The organism is Brevundimonas huaxiensis, from assembly GCF_014218725.1.
Classification (GTDB): Bacteria; Pseudomonadota; Alphaproteobacteria; order Caulobacterales; family Caulobacteraceae; genus Brevundimonas; species Brevundimonas huaxiensis.
Genome location: NZ_JABBJE010000001.1, coordinates 824956 through 841499, shown reverse-complemented (window position 1 = coordinate 841499; position 16544 = coordinate 824956). Strand labels below are relative to the sequence as shown.

Genomic DNA, 16544 nt, shown 5'->3' with positions numbered 1-16544 from the left:
ATGACGGCTCATCCCCTGATCGCGGAACGCAAACTGGAGGCCCTGCGTCACGCCCTGGGCGAGGTGGTGCTGGCGGCGCTGATCGACCCGGAGGTGGTGGAGATTCTCGCCAACCCCGACGGCCGGATCGTCCTGGATCGCGCCGGGCGAGGCCGCGCCGACACCGGGACTCGCCTGTCCGTGGAAGGGCGCGAACGCGCCATTCGTCTGATAGCGGACTATGTCGGTGAGGTGGTCACCCGGGACAATCCGCGCCTGTCGGGCGTGCTGCCCGCCACCGGCGAGCGGTTCCAGGGCCTGCTTCCGCCGGTATCGCCGGCGCCGGCCTTCTCCATCCGCAAGCGCCCGGCGGTGATCTGGACTTTGGGGGATTATGTGCGCGACGGCGTCATGACGGCCCGGCAGGCCGATGTCCTCGCCCAGGCCGCCCGCGAGCGGCGCAACATCCTCATCTCCGGCGGCACGGGATCGGGAAAGACCACCCTGGCCAACGCGATCCTGGCCGAGCCGGCCTTCGCCGACGACCGGGTCTTCCTCATCGAGGACACCGCCGAGCTGCAATGCTCCGCGTGGGACACGGTCTCGGTCCTGACCCGCCGGGCCCCCATCGCCATCGGCGTCGCCGACCTGGTGCGGGACGCCTTGCGGATGCGTCCGGACCGGATCGTGGTCGGGGAGATGCGCGACGGCGCGGCCGCCCTGGAGACGTTGAAGAGCTGGAACACGGGCCATCCGGGCGGACTGTCGACCCTTCACGCCAATTCCGCCCAGGAGGCGTTGCGCCGGATCGAGGACCTGACGCTCGAGATCGCCGCGGCGCCGCCGCGTCGCACCATCGGTCAGGCGGTGGACGTCATCGCCCATATCCGTCGCTCGACGGCGGGGCGGCGGCTTGAGGCCGTAATCGCGGTGAACGGCGCATCCGACACGGGCTACGCGGTCGAGACCCTGGCCTGACGACGCCTCGAACGGCGTCCCAAATCCCGAATCGAGAAAAGTCAGGATAATTCAGCGCGTTGTGACGACTTGTCTCAAGTCAAACCAAGTCGTCGCGGCGTCAGCACAGTAAGTCGTTCCAAGTTACTGTTTAAGTCAGTCTGAGTTAATGTGTAGTCATTGTTGAGTCATGAATTATTTGTGTATTTTACTGTTGACAGTCGCTGGATAGTTTTGCTTGCAATGAGTCGAAGCGCGGTGACACGCGCTGAACACAAGGAAAGCAAATCATGCGACGGAGACTTGGGCGCCGCCTGTTCGGCGCGACGATGATGCTTGGCCTGGCGGTCGCCGGACCGGCGCTGGCCGGCGGGTCGGGCATGCCTTGGGAAGGGCCGCTCCAGCAGGTGGTCCAGTCGATCACCGGACCCGTGGTCCAGGCGGCGGCCATCGTCGCCGTGGTGATTTTCGGCGCCGGCATCGCCATGAGCGAGAACGGCTCCTCGATGCGCCGGGGGCTGGGCATCATGTTCGGCCTGTCGATCGCCTTCGCCGCCTCCACCTTCTTCCTCGACTTCTTCGGCTTCGCCGGAGGGGTGGAGATCGCCTGATGGCGTCGCGGTCCGAAGACCGGCCCGAGGGTTGGGACCTGCCCGTGGCCCAGGCGCTGGCGGAGCCGGTCCTGATGGCCGGCATGCCGCGGGACTACGCCATCGCCATGGGCACCATCGCCGTCGTGCTGGGTCTGGCGCTGCGCATCTGGTGGCTCGGTCTTCTGTGGTGGGCGGTCGCCCACGCCATCGGCCTCTGGGCCGCGCGGTCGGATCGGCGCTTCTTCGACGTTCTGCGGCGCCATCTGGCCCTGCCGGGCCATCTGGACGGGTGAGGGGCGATGCGGTTTCTCGACGAATACCGGCGCCGGCCCGCAGCCCTCGCGGACCACCTGCCCTGGGCGGCCCTCGTCGCCCCCGGCGTCGTCCTGAACAAGGACGGCTCCTTCCTGGCGGGCTTCCGCTTCCGCGGGCCGGACCTGGAATCCTCCACCGAGGAGGAGTTGATGGCGGTCCGCGCGCGCCTGAACAACGCCCTGCGCCGGCTGGGCACCGGCTGGTGCCTTCACGTCGAGGCGCACCGCCGGGCCGCAGCGCCCTATCCGCAAAGCGACTTCGACCTCGGCGTTGCCTGGCTGCTCGACGAGGAACGCCGCAGCCGGTTCGAAACCGCCGATCCGGCCTTCGAGACCGATCATCGTCTGGCGCTGACCTGGCTGCCGCCCGCCGATGAAACCCGACGCCTTGAGCGCTGGCTGTTCGACGGTCTGGCCAGGAGCGGCGCCGACTGGCGGGTGGCGCTCGACGCCTTCACCCGGGAGGCGGACGCGGTGTTCGACCTGCTGTCGGACGGCCTGCCGGAGATCCGCCGGCTCGACGACGCCGGTGTTCTCTCCTGGCTCCATGACTGCGTGTCCCCCCGGTCCTTCGAGGTCCGCCCGCCGGAGACGCCGATGTTCCTGGACGGCTGGCTGGCGGACGCGGACCTGACCGGGGGAATTGCGCCCAGGCTCGGCGATCGGTGGCTCAAGGTGGTCTCGGTGCGCGGGCTGCCGTCCGTCACCCGGCCGGGTCTGCTCGACGCCTTGGGCGCCCTCCCGTTCGACTACCGCTGGACCGCGCGCTGGATCGGGCTCGACAAGCCCGAGGCCGAGCGCGAGATCGTCAAGCTGCGCAAGCGCTGGTTCGCCAAGCGCAAGGGCGTCGGCGTGCTGCTGCGCGAGGCCATCACCAAGGAGGAGGTGCCGCTCCTCGACACCGACGCCGCGTCCAAGACCGAAGAGTGCGACGGCGCGCTCGCCGCGCTGGGCGCGGAAAGCTGCGCCTTTGGCTATCTGACGCTGACGGTCTCCGTCCTCGATGCGACCGAGGAGGGCGCGACGGCCAAGGCCCGCGCGATCGAGGCCGCGCTCAACGCCCAGGGTCTGATGGCGCGCATCGAAGACCTCAACGCCGTGGAGGCCTGGCTCGGATCGATGCCGGGCGAACCCTATGCGGACATCCGCCGGCCGCTGGTGTCCACCCTAAACCTGGCCGACCTGCTGCCGATCTCGGCGGTGTGGGCGGGGCCGTCGGAAGACGCCTGCCTCGACGGCCCACCCTTGGCCACGGCGCGCACAACCGGATCGACGCCGTTCCGCCTCGCGCTTCATGTCGGCGACGTCGGTCATGCGATGGTCGTGGGACCGACCGGCTCGGGAAAGTCCGCGCTGCTGGCCTTCCTCGCCCTGCAATGGTTCCGGTATCCGGACGCGCGCGTGGTCTTTTTCGACAAGGGGCGTTCCGCGCGAGCCGCCACCCTGGCGGCCGGCGGGCGCTGGCGCGCGATGGAGCCGGGCGCGGGGCTCTCGCTGCAGCCGCTGGCGGGGATCGATCGCGACGATGCGCGCGCCTGGGCCTCGGAATGGCTCGCCGAGACGGTGCGGCTGGCCGGGCTGGAGCCCACCCCGCGGGTGCGCGAGGAAATCTGGGCGGCCCTCGCGGCCCTGGCCGAGGCGCCGGTGTCTCAACGGACCCTGACGGTGTTCTGCGCCCTGGTGCAGGATCGCGCCGTCGCCGCCGCCCTCGAACCCCTCACCCTGAAGGGACCGCACGGCGACCTGCTGGACGGGGAGGGGGCGGCGCTGGGAACCAGCCGGTTCGACACCTTCGAGCTCGAGACGCTGATGGCCACGCCGTCAGCGGTGGCCCCGGTGCTCTCGGCCCTGTTCCGCGAGCTGGAGCAGGGGTTCGACGGCCGGCCGACCCTGCTGATCCTGGACGAAGCCTGGCTGTTCCTGGGCGAGACGGCCTTCGCGGCGAAGATCCGGGAGTGGCTGAAGACCCTGCGGAAGAAGCGGGTGGCGGTGATGTTCGCCACCCAGAGCCTCGACGACGTGGCCGCCTCCGCCATCGCCGCCAGCCTGATCGAGAGCTGCCCGACCCAGGTGTTCCTGCCGAACCCGCGTGCGATGGAGCCGTCTTCGGCCGCGCTCTACCGGGGCTTCGGATTGAACCGGCGCCAGCTGGAGCTGATCGCCTTCGCCCCGCCCAAGCGGTCCTACTACTGGCGGCAGCCTCGGGGCCGTCGGCTGTTCGACCTGCGCCTGACGGGCGTGGCCCTGGCTCTGTGCGGCGCCGGGACGCCCGAGGACCAGACCCTCATCGACGACGTCCTGGCCCGATCCGGCGAGGCCGCCTTCGCCCGCGAATTCCTCAAAGCCAAGGGAGTGCATAATGTGGATTCCGTTTTCGACGCCTTCGACCCGCCGCTCGCGGCGGAATAGGGCGACCGGCCTGGCCGTCGCCGGTTTCCTCGCCCTGGCGGCGCCGGTTCCGGCCGGCGCCCAGCAGGTGGTGTTCGACCCCCGCAATCACCTGGAGAACGCGCTGCAGGCCGCCCGCCAGCTGGAGAGCCTCGCCAACGAGGCCCGCAGCCTGGCCGCCTCGCCCTACAGCCATCTGGCGGGCAGCAGCCAGTCGCTGCGGGATATGGCCGAGCTGGCGCGCACGGCGCGCGGGCTGGCGACCTCGGTCAGCGGTCTGGAGCGCCAGTTCGAGACCTACTATCCCGACGATCTGGCTGGCGCGGACGTTCTGCGCCTGCTGGAGCAGAGCGGGGCGCGCACCGCGAACGCCCGGCGGACCGCCGAGGATCTGGCGCGGACGGCGGCGGAACTGGAACGGCTGGGCGGGACCCGCGACGCCCGGGTGGCCGGTGCGCTCGGCGCCAGCCAGTCGGCTGCGGGACAGACCGCGGCCGTGCAGTCGACCAATCAGCTGCTCGCGGTTCTGGCCGAGGACCTGGCGGCCCTGCGGACCCTGATGCTGGCCCAGTCGCGGCTGATGGCGGAGGCCACGGCGCGGGAGGCGGCCGACCGCGCCTCCGGCGACGCGGCCCGCCGCCAGCGCTGGGCCGGCGCGGGCGCGGTCCCCGTCGCGCCGTCCTTCGATCCGTTCGCCCGCGCCCGGGACTGATCGTCATGGCCCCGGTCAGCATGGACACGCCCAACGACCTGATGGTGGTGTTCTCGAACACCGTCTCGGCGGGCTTCGACGCCCTGTCCGGCGCCGTCAACGGCGTGTTCGGCCTGTTGATCGTGCTGGTCGTGGCCCTAACCGGAATCCAGTGGGCGCTCTCCTCCAACCGGGAGGTGCTGGCCGCCGGCTTCGGCAAGGTGCTGCTCATCGGCGTCTTCGCCTGGCTGATCAACGACTGGCAGGCCTTGTCGGAGACGATCTACGCCGGCTTCCTGGAGCTGGGCCTCGTCGCCGGAGGCGGTTCGCTGTCTCGGGCCGAGTTCCTCAACCCCGGGGCCGTGCTCCAGCAGGGCTGGGAGATCGTCAAGGCCCTCGGCGAGACCCCGGCGCCGGTCGACAACCCCCTGGACGTGGTCGGCAACATGGCCGACGCCCTGATCCTGGGCCTGGCCATGATCGGCATCCTGCTGGCCTTCGCCATCCTGGCGCTGCAGATCATCGTCTCCCTGCTGGAGTTCAAGATCGTCACCCTGGGCGGCTTCATCCTGCTGCCGTTCGGCATCTGGTCGAAGTCCGCCTTCCTGGCCGAAAGGCCGCTCGGCTACGTCGTCTCATCCGGTCTCAAGGTCCTGGCGCTCGCCATCGTCGTTTCGGGCGCGCGGACCGTGTTCGATCAGCTTCAGCCCTCGACCAACCCGGACATCTACGAGGCCCTCACCATCCTCGTCGCCTCAATGCTCCTGGCGATGCTGGCGATGTTCATCCCGAACCTCGCGTCCGCGCTCGTCACCGGCGGGCCGGCCCTGGGGTCGGGCGGCGCTCTGACCGGCGCGCTCGCCGTGGGCGGCGCCGGAGCCCTGGGCGCGGCCGGGATCGCGGGCGCCGGCGCCCTGATCGGCGGAGGCGCGGCGCGGCTTGCGGGGCCGGCGCGCGCCGCCGCCGGGGCGACCGGCGGACGGGCGCCGCCGTCGTCGCCACCGTTCGGGCCGAATCCGGGCGGCGGCGGCCCGTCGACGCCGCCAGCCTCGAACGACAACGGGTCGACGCGGCGCAGCGCCGGGGCGGTCGGTCCAGCGGAACCGGCTCCGTCGTCCGGTCCGGGGGTCGCCGAGCCGGCCCGGGCGTGGTCCCATCACCCGGGCGCCGCCGAAGCCGAGACCGGCTCCGACCATCCGGCTTCGGGCGATGCAACGCCGGGCGGCGGAGCCGGTCGGACTGCCTCGGTCCGCGACGCCGAGACCCGGGCCGCCCGGTCGGACTTCCAGCGCGCCATCGCCGTCTCGGATTCCGCGTCCGCACAGGCGCGGCGGCCGGGGCGGGCGGCGGCGCTCCAGGCCTTCTTCGTCGCCAACGCCGGACGAACCTTGATGCCCGCGGGCGAGACCAGCGGCGTCCTGTCCCCCAACCTCCGCACAGAGGAGACCTGAGATGCATCCGTTCTTCCGGCCGAAGCGGGCCCTGGCGGCCGCGCCGGAGGCGACCCCGTGGCGTCGCGCCGGCCAGATGTGGGACGACCGCATGGGCCTGTCGCTGGCCCATGCCCGAAACTGGCGTCGGATCGCCGTCGCCAACCTGGCCCTGGCCGGCTTCCTCGGCGCGGGGTGGTGGGTCCAGGCCGAGCGGGCCGTGGTAAAGCCGTTCGTGGTGGAGGTGTCGGACTATGGCGAGACCCAGCGGATCACCGCCATCGGCGGCCGCTACGAGCCCAACGAGGCGCAGATCGCCCACGCCCTCGCCGGCTGGGTCCGGGACGTCCGCTCCAAGTCGATCGATCCGATCGTCATCCGGCAGAACTGGCTGCGGGCCTACGATCTTCTGACGCCGAAGGCGGCGGGCTTCCTGAACGCCTGGGCGCAGACCCATGACCCCTTCGCCGAGGCGGGGCGCGAGGCCGTCAACGTCGAGATCCTCAATGTGGTCCGCCGCTCCGGCCGCACCTTCGATCTGCAATGGCGCGAAACCCGTTTCGTCAACGGCCAGGCCGCCGGCTCGGAGCGCTGGCGCGCGCTGATCACCACCACCCTGCAACCGCCGCGCACGGAGGCCGAACTCCTGCGCAATCCCTTGGGATTGAAGATCGAGGATGTGTCATGGACCCCCGACGCGTCCTGATCCTGGCGCTTTCGAGCGCCCTGCTGTCCGGCTGCGCGATCCTGCGAGACGCGGTCGCGCCCAATGCGGCGTCCACGGCAAGCCTGAGCCAGGCGTCCGCCCGGCCGCTGGCTCCGATCGCTCTGGACGGGCCGGCGCCGACCACGGCGGACGAGCCGGAGCCGGAGCCGGAGCCGGCGGCGTTGGCGCCGGAGGCGAACGCGGCGCGGCCCTATCTCATGGAATCGGCGCCGCGACCGGCCGCGGATGCCGCGCCGGCGCTCCCGGCGCTGACCGGCCGCAGGGCGATCGCCGAAGCCAACAGCGCGGCGAGCGCGCCGTCCCGGTCCGACCGCTTCCAGGGCGGCGTCCAGATCTTCGCCTGGGAGCCCGGCCGGGTGTTCGAGGTGTGGACCGCGCCGCTCCGGGTGACGACCCTGACGCTCGGCGCGGGGGAAAGCCTGATCGCCAAGGCGGCGGGAGACACCGTCCGCTGGCAGATCGGCGAGGTCGCGTCGGGGGAGGGGCCGGACCGTCGCGTCCATGTCCTGATCAAGCCGCTCGAACGCGGCCTGGAGACCAACCTGGTCCTGACCACCAACCAGCGCGTCTACCTGGTCGATCTGCGCAGCGGAGCCGCCGACGCCTTCAACGCCGCCGTCGCCTGGGACAGCGCGCCGACCGGGGGCGTCGACGCAGGGTCAGCCGCTGTCGCCTTGCAACCGGCCGTGCGGGTGCCTGACCCGGTCGTAATGCCGGAAGGGCCGCTCGACGCCCGATACCGTCTCGAACCCCAGGGACGGCGTCCGAGATGGACCCCCTCGGCCGTGTTCCACGACGGCCGGCGCACCTTCATCGCCTTCCCCGCCGACCTCCAGGTCGACGAGGCGCCCGCCCTGTTCGCCATCGCGCCCGACGGCGAGGCGCAGCTGGTCAACTACCGGCAGGCCGGCGGCCTGTTCATCGTCGATCGCGTGCTTGATCGCGCCGAACTGCGACTGGGCGATCGCAGGCCGCAGGTGGTCCGCATTCGTCGTCTTCAAGGAGTCCGCCCATGATCGATACGCCCCTGCAACCCGCCCCCGGTCTGACGCCGGGCGACGGCGCCGGGCCCCGCGCGCCCAAGTCTCCGGCCCCGGAGCTCGCCAGCCGGGCGCCTCGTCCGAGCGCGGTGCGTTTGCGCAAATCCGTCGTCCAGATCTTCGTCATCGGCGGCGTGGTCCTGATCTCCGGGTCTCTGGCCTGGGCGTTCGTCGTGCAGCCGGAACTGCGGCAGGGCGCCCGCGCCCGCGCCGAGGCCGCACGCGAGGACGAGGCCCGCGGCGTGGTCCGCCCGGCCGAGGTCGTCACCGAGCAGCCGGCCACCTATGACCGCCTGCCGGAGCCGCGTTCATCGGCGGAGCCGAGCGAGGTCGACGACGCGCCGGCCGAGCTTTCCGAACCGCCGCCTCGGGCGGCCCCGCCCGTCTATCGCCCCATGTCCGAACCGCGGGGACCCGCGCCCGAAGATCTGGCGCGCCGGTCCGGCCTGTTCTTCGCCGAGGTTCGCGACGGTGCGGCGGCCGCCGCGGTCCCGGCGGGCGCCGAGCGGCGGGCTCCGGCCGGCGTTCCTCCGGCCAGCGCGGACTACGGCGCCACCTACAACGGCCATGTCCTGACCGCGCCCCTGTCGCCGTACGAGGTGAAGGCCGGCGCGATCATCCCCGCCGCCCTGCTGACCGCGGTCGACACCGCCCGCGCGGGCCCGGTGATCGCCACGGTCACCCAGAACGTCTACGACACGGTCAGCGGCCGCCACCTGGTGCTCCCGCAGGGGACGCGGCTGATCGGGCGGCATGAGGGCGAGAGCGCCTACGGAGACCGGCGCGCCTTCCTGACGTGGGACCGGCTCATCCTGCCCAACGGCAAGAGCCTGGTCCTGACCGGCGAGCCCGGCGTCGACGCCCAGGGCGCCGTGGGCGTTCGGGGTTCGGTCGATCGTCGTCTGTTTCCCCTGCTGGTCGGGACGCTGTTCGCCGGGGCCATCACGACGCTCGGGCAGATCGCCCGCGACGATGAGGGCGGCGGCGGCCTTCTCGGCGACGCGGGCGACGCGGCGGCCATCGAGGGCGCCCGCGTCGGCGGCCGGCTGATCGACCGGGAGCTGGAGGTCCGCCCGTCCATCCGGCTGCGAGCGGGCGCGCCCGTGCGGGTTATGATCACCCGTGACCTTATCCTTGAGCCGTATCAGCCATGAGCCCGCTCGATAATGGAAACCGCTGGTGCGTAACAGGCGTCGCCGTCTTCGCCCTCGGCTGCCTGGCGCTGGTCGCTCAACACGTCCCGGCGCTGGCCCTCGTCAACGAAAGCCCGAGCCTGCCCGAGGGGCTGTACGCCCGGCGGTTCGGCGCCGAGATCGAGCGCGGCGTCGTCGTGGCCATCCCCCAACCGGCCGCCGCGCGGGCCTATCTCGGGGATCTGGGCATGCCGGGGGACGTGGCGCTGATCAAACGGGTCGCCGCGGCGGGCGGCGACCGCGTCTGCGTGGAAGGGGCGCAAGTGCTGACGCCAGACGGCGTCTGGACGGTCCGCTCCCGTGATCGGGGCGGCGCAATCCTGCCGCGCTGGTCCGGATGCCGACGGCTCGCGCCGGACGAACTGTTTTTGCTCGGCGACACGGCCGGGAGTTTCGACAGCCGGTATTTCGGGCCCGTGGCGCGCTCTGAGGTTCTGGGCGTCTATCAGGAGGTGCTGAGATGGTGAGATCGATCCTCTGGGCGGCGGCGCTCCTCGCCCTGGGCGCGCCGGCTTCCGCCCAAACCGTCGACTGGCGCGCGGCGGGCGGCGATCTGTTCGGCCGAGCGACGGCGGAGGCCGGATCGGCGCCGGCCGACGCCGGGGAGGGGGATGTGCCCCGCCTGGCCGCGCTCAGCCAGCCCTTCCAGGCCGAGATCGCGCGAGCGGCGGCGGCGCACGGACTGGACGAGAAGCTGCTGCACGCCCTGGTCCTGACCGAGTCCGCCTACCAACCCGCGGCCCTGTCCCCGGCGGGCGCGGGCGGACTGACCCAGCTTATGCCCGATACGGCGCGCGAGCTCGGGGTGGACGATCGCTTCGACCCGATCCAGAACCTTCGCGGGGGCGCGGACTACCTCGCCCGACAACTGCTGCGCTTCGGCGATCTGCGCCTCGCGCTCGGCGCCTACAACGCCGGGCCCGGCCGCGTCGCGCGGCTCGGCCGGGTTCCGGACATCGCCGAGACCCAGGCGTATGTGATCGCGGTCATCGATTGTTACCTGGCGCTGACGGCGGGGCAGGCCCCGCGCAACAGCCGCCATTGCCGCCCGCGTGTACACCCATGATCGGGCTCGGGGTCGGGCAGGAGGCGGGCGCCGCCGGTGACGCGGACGACCTTTTGACGCGCGCTGAAGCCTCCGCCTTCCTGTCGCAGCTCGGCATCCAGCTGAAGCCGGCGAGCCTCGCGCGGCTCTGGTCGACGGGGTCGAACGGACCGCCATGCCGCCATATCCGTTCCAAGCCGTTTTATCCCCGCGGGCTGCTGCGCGACTGGGCGTGCAGCCAGATCACCGACGTTCGAACCGGGGCGCCGACGGCCGCTCGGGGGCGGCGTCGTGGCTAGGGCCGATGTCACAGCGGCGCAGATTCTCGCCGACCCTGCGGCGAGTTTCGCCCTGAAAGCCGTCCTGAGGGCCTGGCGACAGCGGGACCCGATCGACGCGGCGAACGACGCCCGCTTGCTGCGGGATCTCCTGGAAGACGAGGCGGACCAGAGGCTTGCGGGGATCTGTGATGACCGTGGATGAGGGCGCGCCGGACGTCGGCGGCAGGGACGACCGTCTTTTGTCCTGGGATCAGGTGGAACGGATCGCCAGCATCAGCCGGTCGACCGCCTGGCGCATGGAGCGCGATGGCGCGTTCCCGCGCCGCGTCCGCGTGTCGCCGGGCCGCGTGGGTTGGTGGGAGAGCGAACTGACCCAGTGGAAGCGGAGCCGGTCAGGCGAGGTCCCGCCGCCCCCGCCGCGCAAGGGCGCCCGCGCGCCGAGGTTGCCGGGCATGCCGCGCTCCATGCCACGTCCGAGTTCCGGACCGGAGCCCACGCCGAGCCTCCCGGTCGCGGCCCCTGCGCTTGCGCCCAGGAAGCCACGGCGTCGGCCGGCTGACCCCGGGGCCCAGATCGACTTCGGGTTCTGAGACGCGCTTGACCGGCAGCGCTCTGCCCGTCCGGTCGAGGGGGCGACCGATCAGGCAGGTCGGCAGGCTTGCCGGCGTTTTGCAAGGGGTCGCGCATTGCTCCCTGGCGGCTTCTGCACGACAATCGTCCGAATCAGGCAGACAAAGGACTTGCCGCATTTCTCGGGGGGAACCACGCACGCCATGCCTGCGCCGGCACGCCCGAAAATCTATCACATCACCCACATGGACAACCTGCCGACGATTGTCGGCCAGGGCGGACTGTTCAGCGACGCCCGGATGATCGCCGCCGGCGGCCCGGTCACCGCCATCGGCATGGCCTCGATCAAGGCGAGGCGCATGGGGCTGCCGGTGCGCTGCCATCCCGGCGAAATGGTCGGCCAATATGTCCCGTTCTATTTTTGTTCTAGATCGGTGATGCTCTATCTGCTACACAGGGGCAATCATCCTGAGGTCAACTACCGCGGCGGCCAGGAACCGATCGTCCACCTGGAGGCCGACCTCCGCACGGTGGTGGACTGGGCGCAGGCTCACGGGCGGCGCTGGGCGTTCACCTTGTCGAATGCAGGCGCCTACTATGCGGAGTTTCGCGACAGCCTCGAGGCGCTCGACGAAATCCGGTGGGACGCGGTGATGTCCAACGCTTGGTCCGCCGCCGAGGTCCGGGAGGGCAAGCAGGCCGAGTTCCTCCTGCACGACAGCGTCCCGTGGGAGCTGGTGGAGCGGATCGGGGTGGTGAACCAGCCCGTCAAGCTGGAGGTGGAGGCCCGATTGCGGGGCGCCGCCCACGCGCCGCGCGTCGACCTGCAGCCGACGTGGTATTACTAGGGGGGAGCGATGATCACATTCACCAGCGGCGACATCCTGAAGTCGGGCGCCGAGGCGCTCGTCAACACCGTGAATTGCGTCGGCGTCATGGGCCGGGGCGTCGCGCTGCAATTCAAGAACGCCTTCCAGGACAACTACGAGGCCTATGCGCGGGCGTGCGAGGCGCAGGAGGTCCAGCCGGGCCGGATGTTCGTCTACGAGCGTCATCGTCTGGACACGCCGCGCTTCATCATCAATTTTCCGACCAAGCGGCACTGGCGCGGCAAGAGCCGGATGGAGGACATCGACGCCGGGCTGATCGACTTGGTGCGGGTGATCCGAGAGCGGAAGATCCGGTCGATCGCCATTCCGCCGCTCGGCAGCGGTCTGGGCGGTCTCGATTGGCGTCAGGTGCGCCCGCGCATCGAGCAAGCCCTGCAGGCGATCCCGGATGTCGAGGTCATCGTCTATGAGCCGGGCGGCGCGCCGGCGGCCGACGCGATGTCGAAGTCCCGCGCGGCGCCCGCGATGTCGCCGGGCCGCGCGGCGCTGGTTGGGCTGGTCGACCGATACCTCAACGGCCTGCTGGACCCCTTCGTCAGCCTGCTTGAGATCCACAAGCTGATGTACTTCATGCAGGAAGCCGGCGAACCGCTGAACCTGCGCTACGCCAAGGCCTTCTACGGTCCCTATGCCGAGAACCTCCGACATGTGCTGCGCGAGGTCGAGGGTCACTATCTGTCGGGCTACGCCGATGGCGGCGACGCGCCCACCAAGCGGCTGGAGCTCGTGCCCGGCGCGGTCGTCGACGCCCAGGCCAAGCTCAAGGACGCCCCCGAGACGCAGGCGCGCTTCGAGCGCGTGACCGATCTGGTCGAGGGCTTCGAGACGCCGTTCGGCCTGGAGCTTCTGGCGACGGTGCACTGGGTCGCGACCCGTCTGGACGCCGGGAGCGCGGACGCGGCGGTGTCCGAGACCTACGCCTGGGGCGAGCGCAAGCGCCAGTTCTCGCCCGAGCAGGTGCGACTGGCCTATGACGTCCTGCAGGACAAGGGCTGGTTGGCGTCGCGGCCGCTGGCGGCCTGATGGCGACCCATCGCGTTCAGCTTCAGGCCAAGCAGGACCATATCGAGACCGTCGTCCGCACGACGGAGCCGCTGCGCGCGATCGCCGAACTGGTGTGGAACGGCTTCGACGCTGGCGCCACGCGCGTCGATGTCGAGTTTCGGCGCACGGCCCTGGGCGGCGTCGACGAAATCATCGTCAGCGATGACGGGGAGGGGATCAGCGCGGACCGCGCGGACCGGGACTTCGGACAACTCGGCGAATCCTGGAAACGCTCCGCCGCGCCGAGCGGCCGCGCCTATCATGGCAAGGAGGGACGCGGCCGGCTGCGGTTCTTCTCCTTGGCCGACCGCGCCCGCTGGACCTCGCGCTACGCGGGCGAGGACGGTCTCAAGCAGCTGTCGATCGACATCCGCGCGGAGGCCATCGAGACCGCCGAGATCGGCGACCCGGAGCCGGCGGTCGGCGCCCCGGGCGTCTCGGTGTCACTGCATCCGCTGAAGCAGAACCTCGACGCTCTCGTCACCGACGAGCAGCGCCGGCAGTTCACCGCCATCTTCGCCCAATATCTGAAGCTCTATCCGCAGCTGGCGCTCTGGTACGACGGCGCCCGGATCGATCCGTCGACGGCGATCGCCGACGCCGTCTCCGTCGTCCTGCCGCCCATCGTCGGCAAGGACCGGACGATCCGCGACTTGAAGCTCGACATCGTCGAATGGTCGACGCCGATCGACAGCCGCAAGATCCACTTCTGCGGCGACAACGGGATCGTGCTCGGCTCGCAGCCGGCGCGGATCAACGCACCCGACTTCGCCTTCTCGATCTACGCGACCTCCAGCTTCTTCGTCGAGCTCGCCGCCGACAACTTGCTCGAACTGGAGCTGACCGATGGCGATTTCGCCAAGGTCGTCGAGGCGGTCCGCGATCAGTCGCAGGCGCACTTCCGCCGGCGCGGCCACGAGCGGGCCGGACGCCTGATCGAGGAGCTCAAGGCCGCGGGAGCCTATCCTTACGAGGGGGACCCGACCGATACGCTTCAGCAGCGGGAGCGGGACGTGTTCGACATGGCGACCTACGCCGTGTCCAACTACTCCAAGGAGTTCCGCAAAGCCGACACCGGCCTGAAGCGGATGACCCTGACCCTGCTGCGTGAGGCGCTGCGGCACAATCCGGACTCGCTCACCCAGATCCTGCACGCCGTGGTGGGGCTCCCCAAGGAGCGGCAGAACCAGTTCTCGGCCCTGCTCAAGAAGACCGAGCTGTCCAACATCATCGCGGCGTCCAGCCTGATCGCGGACCGGATCGCCTTCCTCCAGACGCTGCGCCAGGCGGTGTTCGACACGGACGGCAAGAAGGTCATCCGCGAACGCGGCGGCCTGGACCTGCTGGTGCGGGACAACACCTGGATCTTCGGCGAGCAGTTTCACCTCGCGGTTCCCGAAGCGGGCTTGACCAAGGTGATGCAACGGGTCTCGGAGGACCTGGGCGGGAAGCGCGCCGGCGGGCGGGTCACCAAGCCGGACGGTCGCACCGGCCGGGTCGACCAGTTGCTCGGCCGCAGCATCCCCGGGCCCCATCAAGAGAAGCGGGAGTATCTGATCGTGGAGCTCAAGCGGCCCTCGGCCAAGGCCGATCGCAAGATGCTCAACCAGATTTCCGACTACGCCCTGGCCCTGGCCGGCGCGCCAGACTTCCGGCACACCGACACGCGGTGGAACTTCTTCCTGGTCGTGGGGGAATATGACGACATCGTCGGACAGGCGATCACCCAGGAAGGACGCGAGATCGGCATCGCCGTGCGGCAGCCCAACTACACGGTGTGGGTGCGGTGCTGGGGCGAAATCCTGCGCGAATGCGACGCCCGGCTTCAGTACATCCAGGACCATCTTAAGGTGGAGGTTTCCGACGAGGAGATCGCCACCCGGCTTCGGGCCTTGCAGACAAGCTTCGGCCGGGAGGCCGGCGACGACCCCGAGACCTCGCCGGGGTCCTGACCTTCGGGTCGCGCTGACAGACAGCGGTTTCGTCGTTTCCGTCGCGCCGCCTCGGCTGCGCGCGCGATCCGCTCTAGTCGAGCGCAACGGCCTGCGGCCGCGCGGCGCGGAACTGGGGCCAGGCTTCGCCGAGCACCTTGATCGCCGAGCGGAAGAACAGGAGGGCGATGACGCCGCCGACGAGGATGTCGGGCCAGCCAGCGTTGAACCAGGCCACCCCACCCGCCGCGATCAACACGCCGGTGTTGGCGATGACGTCGTTGCGGGAGCACTCGAAGGTGCTCGACAGGTTCACGTCGCGGTTCCGGAACCGGTAGAGCATGGCGAGGCAGGCCAGGTTCGCGACCAGTGCGATCGCGCCGAACACGCCCATGGTCTCGGCGGTCGGGGTGATGTCGCCCATCAGCTTGCGGACCACTTCGAGGAAGACCCAGACGCCGAAGGCGGCGATGACGGCGGCCTTCACGAGCGCCGCTCCGGCGCGCCAGCGCAGGCTGCGCTTCAGGGCGTAAAGGCTCAGCCCGTAGACGAGGGCGTCGCCGAGCATGTCGATGGAATCGGCCATCAGAGCGGTGGACCGCGCAAACAGACCCGCCCCGAACTCGGCGAAGAACATCAGCAGATTGATCGTCAGTACGATGATCAGCACGCGCCGGACGTCGGCGTGCTCACCCAGCGCGGCGATCTCGTCGCCCTTGGCGGAACAGCAGTCATCGCCCGCGAAGTGGGTATGGGCTGGTACGATGGGCGCGGTCGTGACGAAGGACGGCTTGGAGGCGCAGGGGCTCGGTCCGGCGCAGCACCCCGCCTCCGCCGGGGCGGACGCCGGCTCCAGGACGCTCCGGCTTGAACAGGTCGGGCCGACCTCGTCGGACGTCGGAGGGGAGCAGCAGTCTTTCATCGGAGCGAGCCTTGCCGGAAACGTGTCGGCCGCCGATATACGACCTATAGTCCCTATAGGTTCAAGGCCTTTGACAGAGAGATTTTCTATCGGCGAGTTGGGGCGGCGCACCGGCTGCAAGGTGGTCACCATCCGCTACTACGAGCAGATCGGTCTGCTGGACGCGCCGGAACGCGGGGAGGGCGGCCACCGGGTCTATGAACGGGCGCATCTGGACCGGCTGTTCTTCATCCGGCGCGCCCGCGATCTCGGCTTCTCGCATGACGACATCCGCAGCCTGCTGACGCTGTCCACCGGGACTGCCGCCGGTCCGTGCCAGGCGGTCGATCACGTGGCGGCGGCGCATCTGGACGCGGTACGGGTCAAGATCTCGGATCTTCGGCGGTTGGAAAAGACCCTTGTCTCGGTGCTCGACCAGTGTGGCCGGACGACGGTCGAAGCCTGCTGCGTCCTCGACGCCCTGAGAGCGCCTCCAGGTGACGGCCCGAGCCGGGTCTCCCTGTCCGCCCCGTGAAGCTGATCCCGCCTGGTCGGATGGGATCGGGTGGC

Annotated in this window: 18 protein-coding genes; 17 read left to right on the top strand and 1 reads right to left on the bottom strand. The window is 70.5% G+C overall.

The genetic code is table 11. From position 1 onward, the window contains the following. The 16 genes from trbB (at position 1) to HF680_RS04170 (ending at position 15094) form a co-directional block, all read left to right on the top strand. Entirely contained in the window at positions 1-957 is a 957-nt protein-coding gene (trbB, locus tag HF680_RS04245) for a P-type conjugative transfer ATPase TrbB (protein WP_185224150.1), read from the top strand. 269 nt (positions 958-1226) lie between these two features. Beyond that, on the top strand, positions 1227-1547 hold the full coding sequence (locus HF680_RS04240) for a TrbC/VirB2 family protein (RefSeq protein ID WP_185224149.1): 321 nt from the start codon (positions 1227-1229) through the stop codon (positions 1545-1547). Then, complete coding sequence (locus HF680_RS04235; RefSeq protein WP_045811757.1) at positions 1547-1822, top strand: VirB3 family type IV secretion system protein; 276 nt, start codon at positions 1547-1549, stop codon at positions 1820-1822. The genes HF680_RS04240 and HF680_RS04235 overlap by 1 nt, the downstream gene beginning before the upstream one ends. A gap of 6 nt (positions 1823-1828) precedes the next feature. Continuing rightward, the gene (trbE, locus tag HF680_RS04230) at positions 1829-4252 is read left to right on the top strand and encodes a conjugal transfer protein TrbE (RefSeq protein ID WP_185224148.1); all 2424 of its coding nucleotides are present in this window, start codon (positions 1829-1831) and stop codon (positions 4250-4252) included. Further along, entirely contained in the window at positions 4203-4943 is a 741-nt protein-coding gene (locus tag HF680_RS04225) for a conjugal transfer protein TrbJ (protein WP_185224147.1), read from the top strand. The genes trbE and HF680_RS04225 overlap by 50 nt, the downstream gene beginning before the upstream one ends. Positions 4944-4948: 5 nt before the next feature. Beyond that, positions 4949-6373 (top strand): P-type conjugative transfer protein TrbL, encoded by a 1425-nt coding sequence (trbL, locus tag HF680_RS04220; protein WP_235968821.1) that lies wholly within the window; start codon positions 4949-4951, stop codon positions 6371-6373. 1 nt (position 6374) lies between these two features. Further along, positions 6375-7058 carry a conjugal transfer protein TrbF gene (gene trbF, locus HF680_RS04215; RefSeq protein WP_185224146.1) on the top strand — a complete coding sequence of 228 codons (684 nt, stop codon included), beginning with the start codon at positions 6375-6377 and terminating at the stop codon, positions 7056-7058. Beyond that, positions 7037-8095, top strand: coding sequence for a TrbG/VirB9 family P-type conjugative transfer protein (locus HF680_RS04210; RefSeq protein ID WP_185224145.1), 1059 nt, complete (start codon positions 7037-7039; stop codon positions 8093-8095). Before trbF ends, HF680_RS04210 begins: the two co-directional genes overlap by 22 nt. Beyond that, the gene (locus HF680_RS04205) at positions 8092-9273 is read left to right on the top strand and encodes a TrbI/VirB10 family protein (RefSeq protein ID WP_185224144.1); all 1182 of its coding nucleotides are present in this window, start codon (positions 8092-8094) and stop codon (positions 9271-9273) included. The genes HF680_RS04210 and HF680_RS04205 overlap by 4 nt, the downstream gene beginning before the upstream one ends. Further along, the gene (locus HF680_RS04200; protein ID WP_185224143.1) at positions 9270-9779 is read left to right on the top strand and encodes a S26 family signal peptidase; all 510 of its coding nucleotides are present in this window, start codon (positions 9270-9272) and stop codon (positions 9777-9779) included. Before HF680_RS04205 ends, HF680_RS04200 begins: the two co-directional genes overlap by 4 nt. Next, positions 9773-10378: a lytic transglycosylase domain-containing protein gene (locus HF680_RS04195; protein ID WP_185224142.1), complete on the top strand. Its 606-nt coding sequence runs from the start codon at positions 9773-9775 to the stop codon at positions 10376-10378. The genes HF680_RS04200 and HF680_RS04195 overlap by 7 nt, the downstream gene beginning before the upstream one ends. Beyond that, entirely contained in the window at positions 10375-10656 is a 282-nt protein-coding gene (locus tag HF680_RS04190; protein WP_045811751.1) for a hypothetical protein, read from the top strand. The genes HF680_RS04195 and HF680_RS04190 overlap by 4 nt, the downstream gene beginning before the upstream one ends. A gap of 170 nt (positions 10657-10826) precedes the next feature. Beyond that, positions 10827-11228: a helix-turn-helix transcriptional regulator gene (locus HF680_RS04185; RefSeq protein WP_045811749.1), complete on the top strand. Its 402-nt coding sequence runs from the start codon at positions 10827-10829 to the stop codon at positions 11226-11228. Positions 11229-11411: 183 nt separating this feature from the next. Next, positions 11412-12056, top strand: a complete 645-nt coding sequence (gene darT / locus HF680_RS04180; protein WP_185224141.1) for a type II toxin-antitoxin system toxin DNA ADP-ribosyl transferase DarT — start codon at positions 11412-11414, stop codon at positions 12054-12056. A 9-nt stretch (positions 12057-12065) separates the two neighbouring features. Continuing rightward, positions 12066-13121 (top strand): type II toxin-antitoxin system antitoxin DNA ADP-ribosyl glycohydrolase DarG, encoded by a 1056-nt coding sequence (gene darG, locus HF680_RS04175; RefSeq protein WP_185224140.1) that lies wholly within the window; start codon positions 12066-12068, stop codon positions 13119-13121. Further along, positions 13121-15094 carry an ATP-binding protein gene (locus HF680_RS04170; protein WP_185224139.1) on the top strand — a complete coding sequence of 658 codons (1974 nt, stop codon included), beginning with the start codon at positions 13121-13123 and terminating at the stop codon, positions 15092-15094. The genes darG and HF680_RS04170 overlap by 1 nt, the downstream gene beginning before the upstream one ends. Positions 15095-15167: 73 nt before the next feature. Here HF680_RS04170 and HF680_RS04165 read toward each other — a convergent pair whose 3' ends face one another. After that, positions 15168-15995 carry a cation transporter gene (locus HF680_RS04165; RefSeq protein WP_185224138.1) on the bottom strand — a complete coding sequence of 276 codons (828 nt, stop codon included), beginning with the start codon at positions 15993-15995 and terminating at the stop codon, positions 15168-15170. A gap of 70 nt (positions 15996-16065) precedes the next feature. Between HF680_RS04165 and HF680_RS04160 the strand changes: the two genes are divergently transcribed. Next, entirely contained in the window at positions 16066-16509 is a 444-nt protein-coding gene (locus HF680_RS04160; RefSeq protein WP_185224335.1) for a MerR family transcriptional regulator, read from the top strand. The last annotated feature ends 35 nt before the right edge of the window (positions 16510-16544 follow it).

What these genes read in the sequence shown, in the direction of transcription:
- HF680_RS04170 (WP_185224139.1), top strand. Translation starts at nt 13,121, where the DNA reads ATGGCGACCCATCGCGTTCAGCTTCAGGCCAAGCAGGACCATATCGAG.
- HF680_RS04185 (WP_045811749.1), top strand. Translation starts at nt 10,827, where the DNA reads ATGACCGTGGATGAGGGCGCGCCGGACGTCGGCGGCAGGGACGACCGT.
- HF680_RS04205 (WP_185224144.1), top strand. Translation starts at nt 8,092, where the DNA reads ATGATCGATACGCCCCTGCAACCCGCCCCCGGTCTGACGCCGGGCGAC.
- HF680_RS04200 (WP_185224143.1), top strand. Translation starts at nt 9,270, where the DNA reads ATGAGCCCGCTCGATAATGGAAACCGCTGGTGCGTAACAGGCGTCGCC.
- HF680_RS04225 (WP_185224147.1), top strand. Translation starts at nt 4,203, where the DNA reads ATGTGGATTCCGTTTTCGACGCCTTCGACCCGCCGCTCGCGGCGGAAT.
- darT (WP_185224141.1), top strand. Translation starts at nt 11,412, where the DNA reads ATGCCTGCGCCGGCACGCCCGAAAATCTATCACATCACCCACATGGAC.
- trbL (WP_235968821.1), top strand. Translation starts at nt 4,949, where the DNA reads ATGGCCCCGGTCAGCATGGACACGCCCAACGACCTGATGGTGGTGTTC.
- HF680_RS04210 (WP_185224145.1), top strand. Translation starts at nt 7,037, where the DNA reads ATGGACCCCCGACGCGTCCTGATCCTGGCGCTTTCGAGCGCCCTGCTG.
- trbB (WP_185224150.1), top strand. Translation starts at nt 1, where the DNA reads ATGACGGCTCATCCCCTGATCGCGGAACGCAAACTGGAGGCCCTGCGT.
- HF680_RS04165 (WP_185224138.1), bottom strand. Translation starts at nt 15,995, where the DNA reads ATGAAAGACTGCTGCTCCCCTCCGACGTCCGACGAGGTCGGCCCGACC.
- trbE (WP_185224148.1), top strand. Translation starts at nt 1,829, where the DNA reads ATGCGGTTTCTCGACGAATACCGGCGCCGGCCCGCAGCCCTCGCGGAC.
- HF680_RS04190 (WP_045811751.1), top strand. Translation starts at nt 10,375, where the DNA reads ATGATCGGGCTCGGGGTCGGGCAGGAGGCGGGCGCCGCCGGTGACGCG.
- HF680_RS04240 (WP_185224149.1), top strand. Translation starts at nt 1,227, where the DNA reads ATGCGACGGAGACTTGGGCGCCGCCTGTTCGGCGCGACGATGATGCTT.
- HF680_RS04195 (WP_185224142.1), top strand. Translation starts at nt 9,773, where the DNA reads ATGGTGAGATCGATCCTCTGGGCGGCGGCGCTCCTCGCCCTGGGCGCG.
- darG (WP_185224140.1), top strand. Translation starts at nt 12,066, where the DNA reads ATGATCACATTCACCAGCGGCGACATCCTGAAGTCGGGCGCCGAGGCG.
- trbF (WP_185224146.1), top strand. Translation starts at nt 6,375, where the DNA reads ATGCATCCGTTCTTCCGGCCGAAGCGGGCCCTGGCGGCCGCGCCGGAG.
- HF680_RS04235 (WP_045811757.1), top strand. Translation starts at nt 1,547, where the DNA reads ATGGCGTCGCGGTCCGAAGACCGGCCCGAGGGTTGGGACCTGCCCGTG.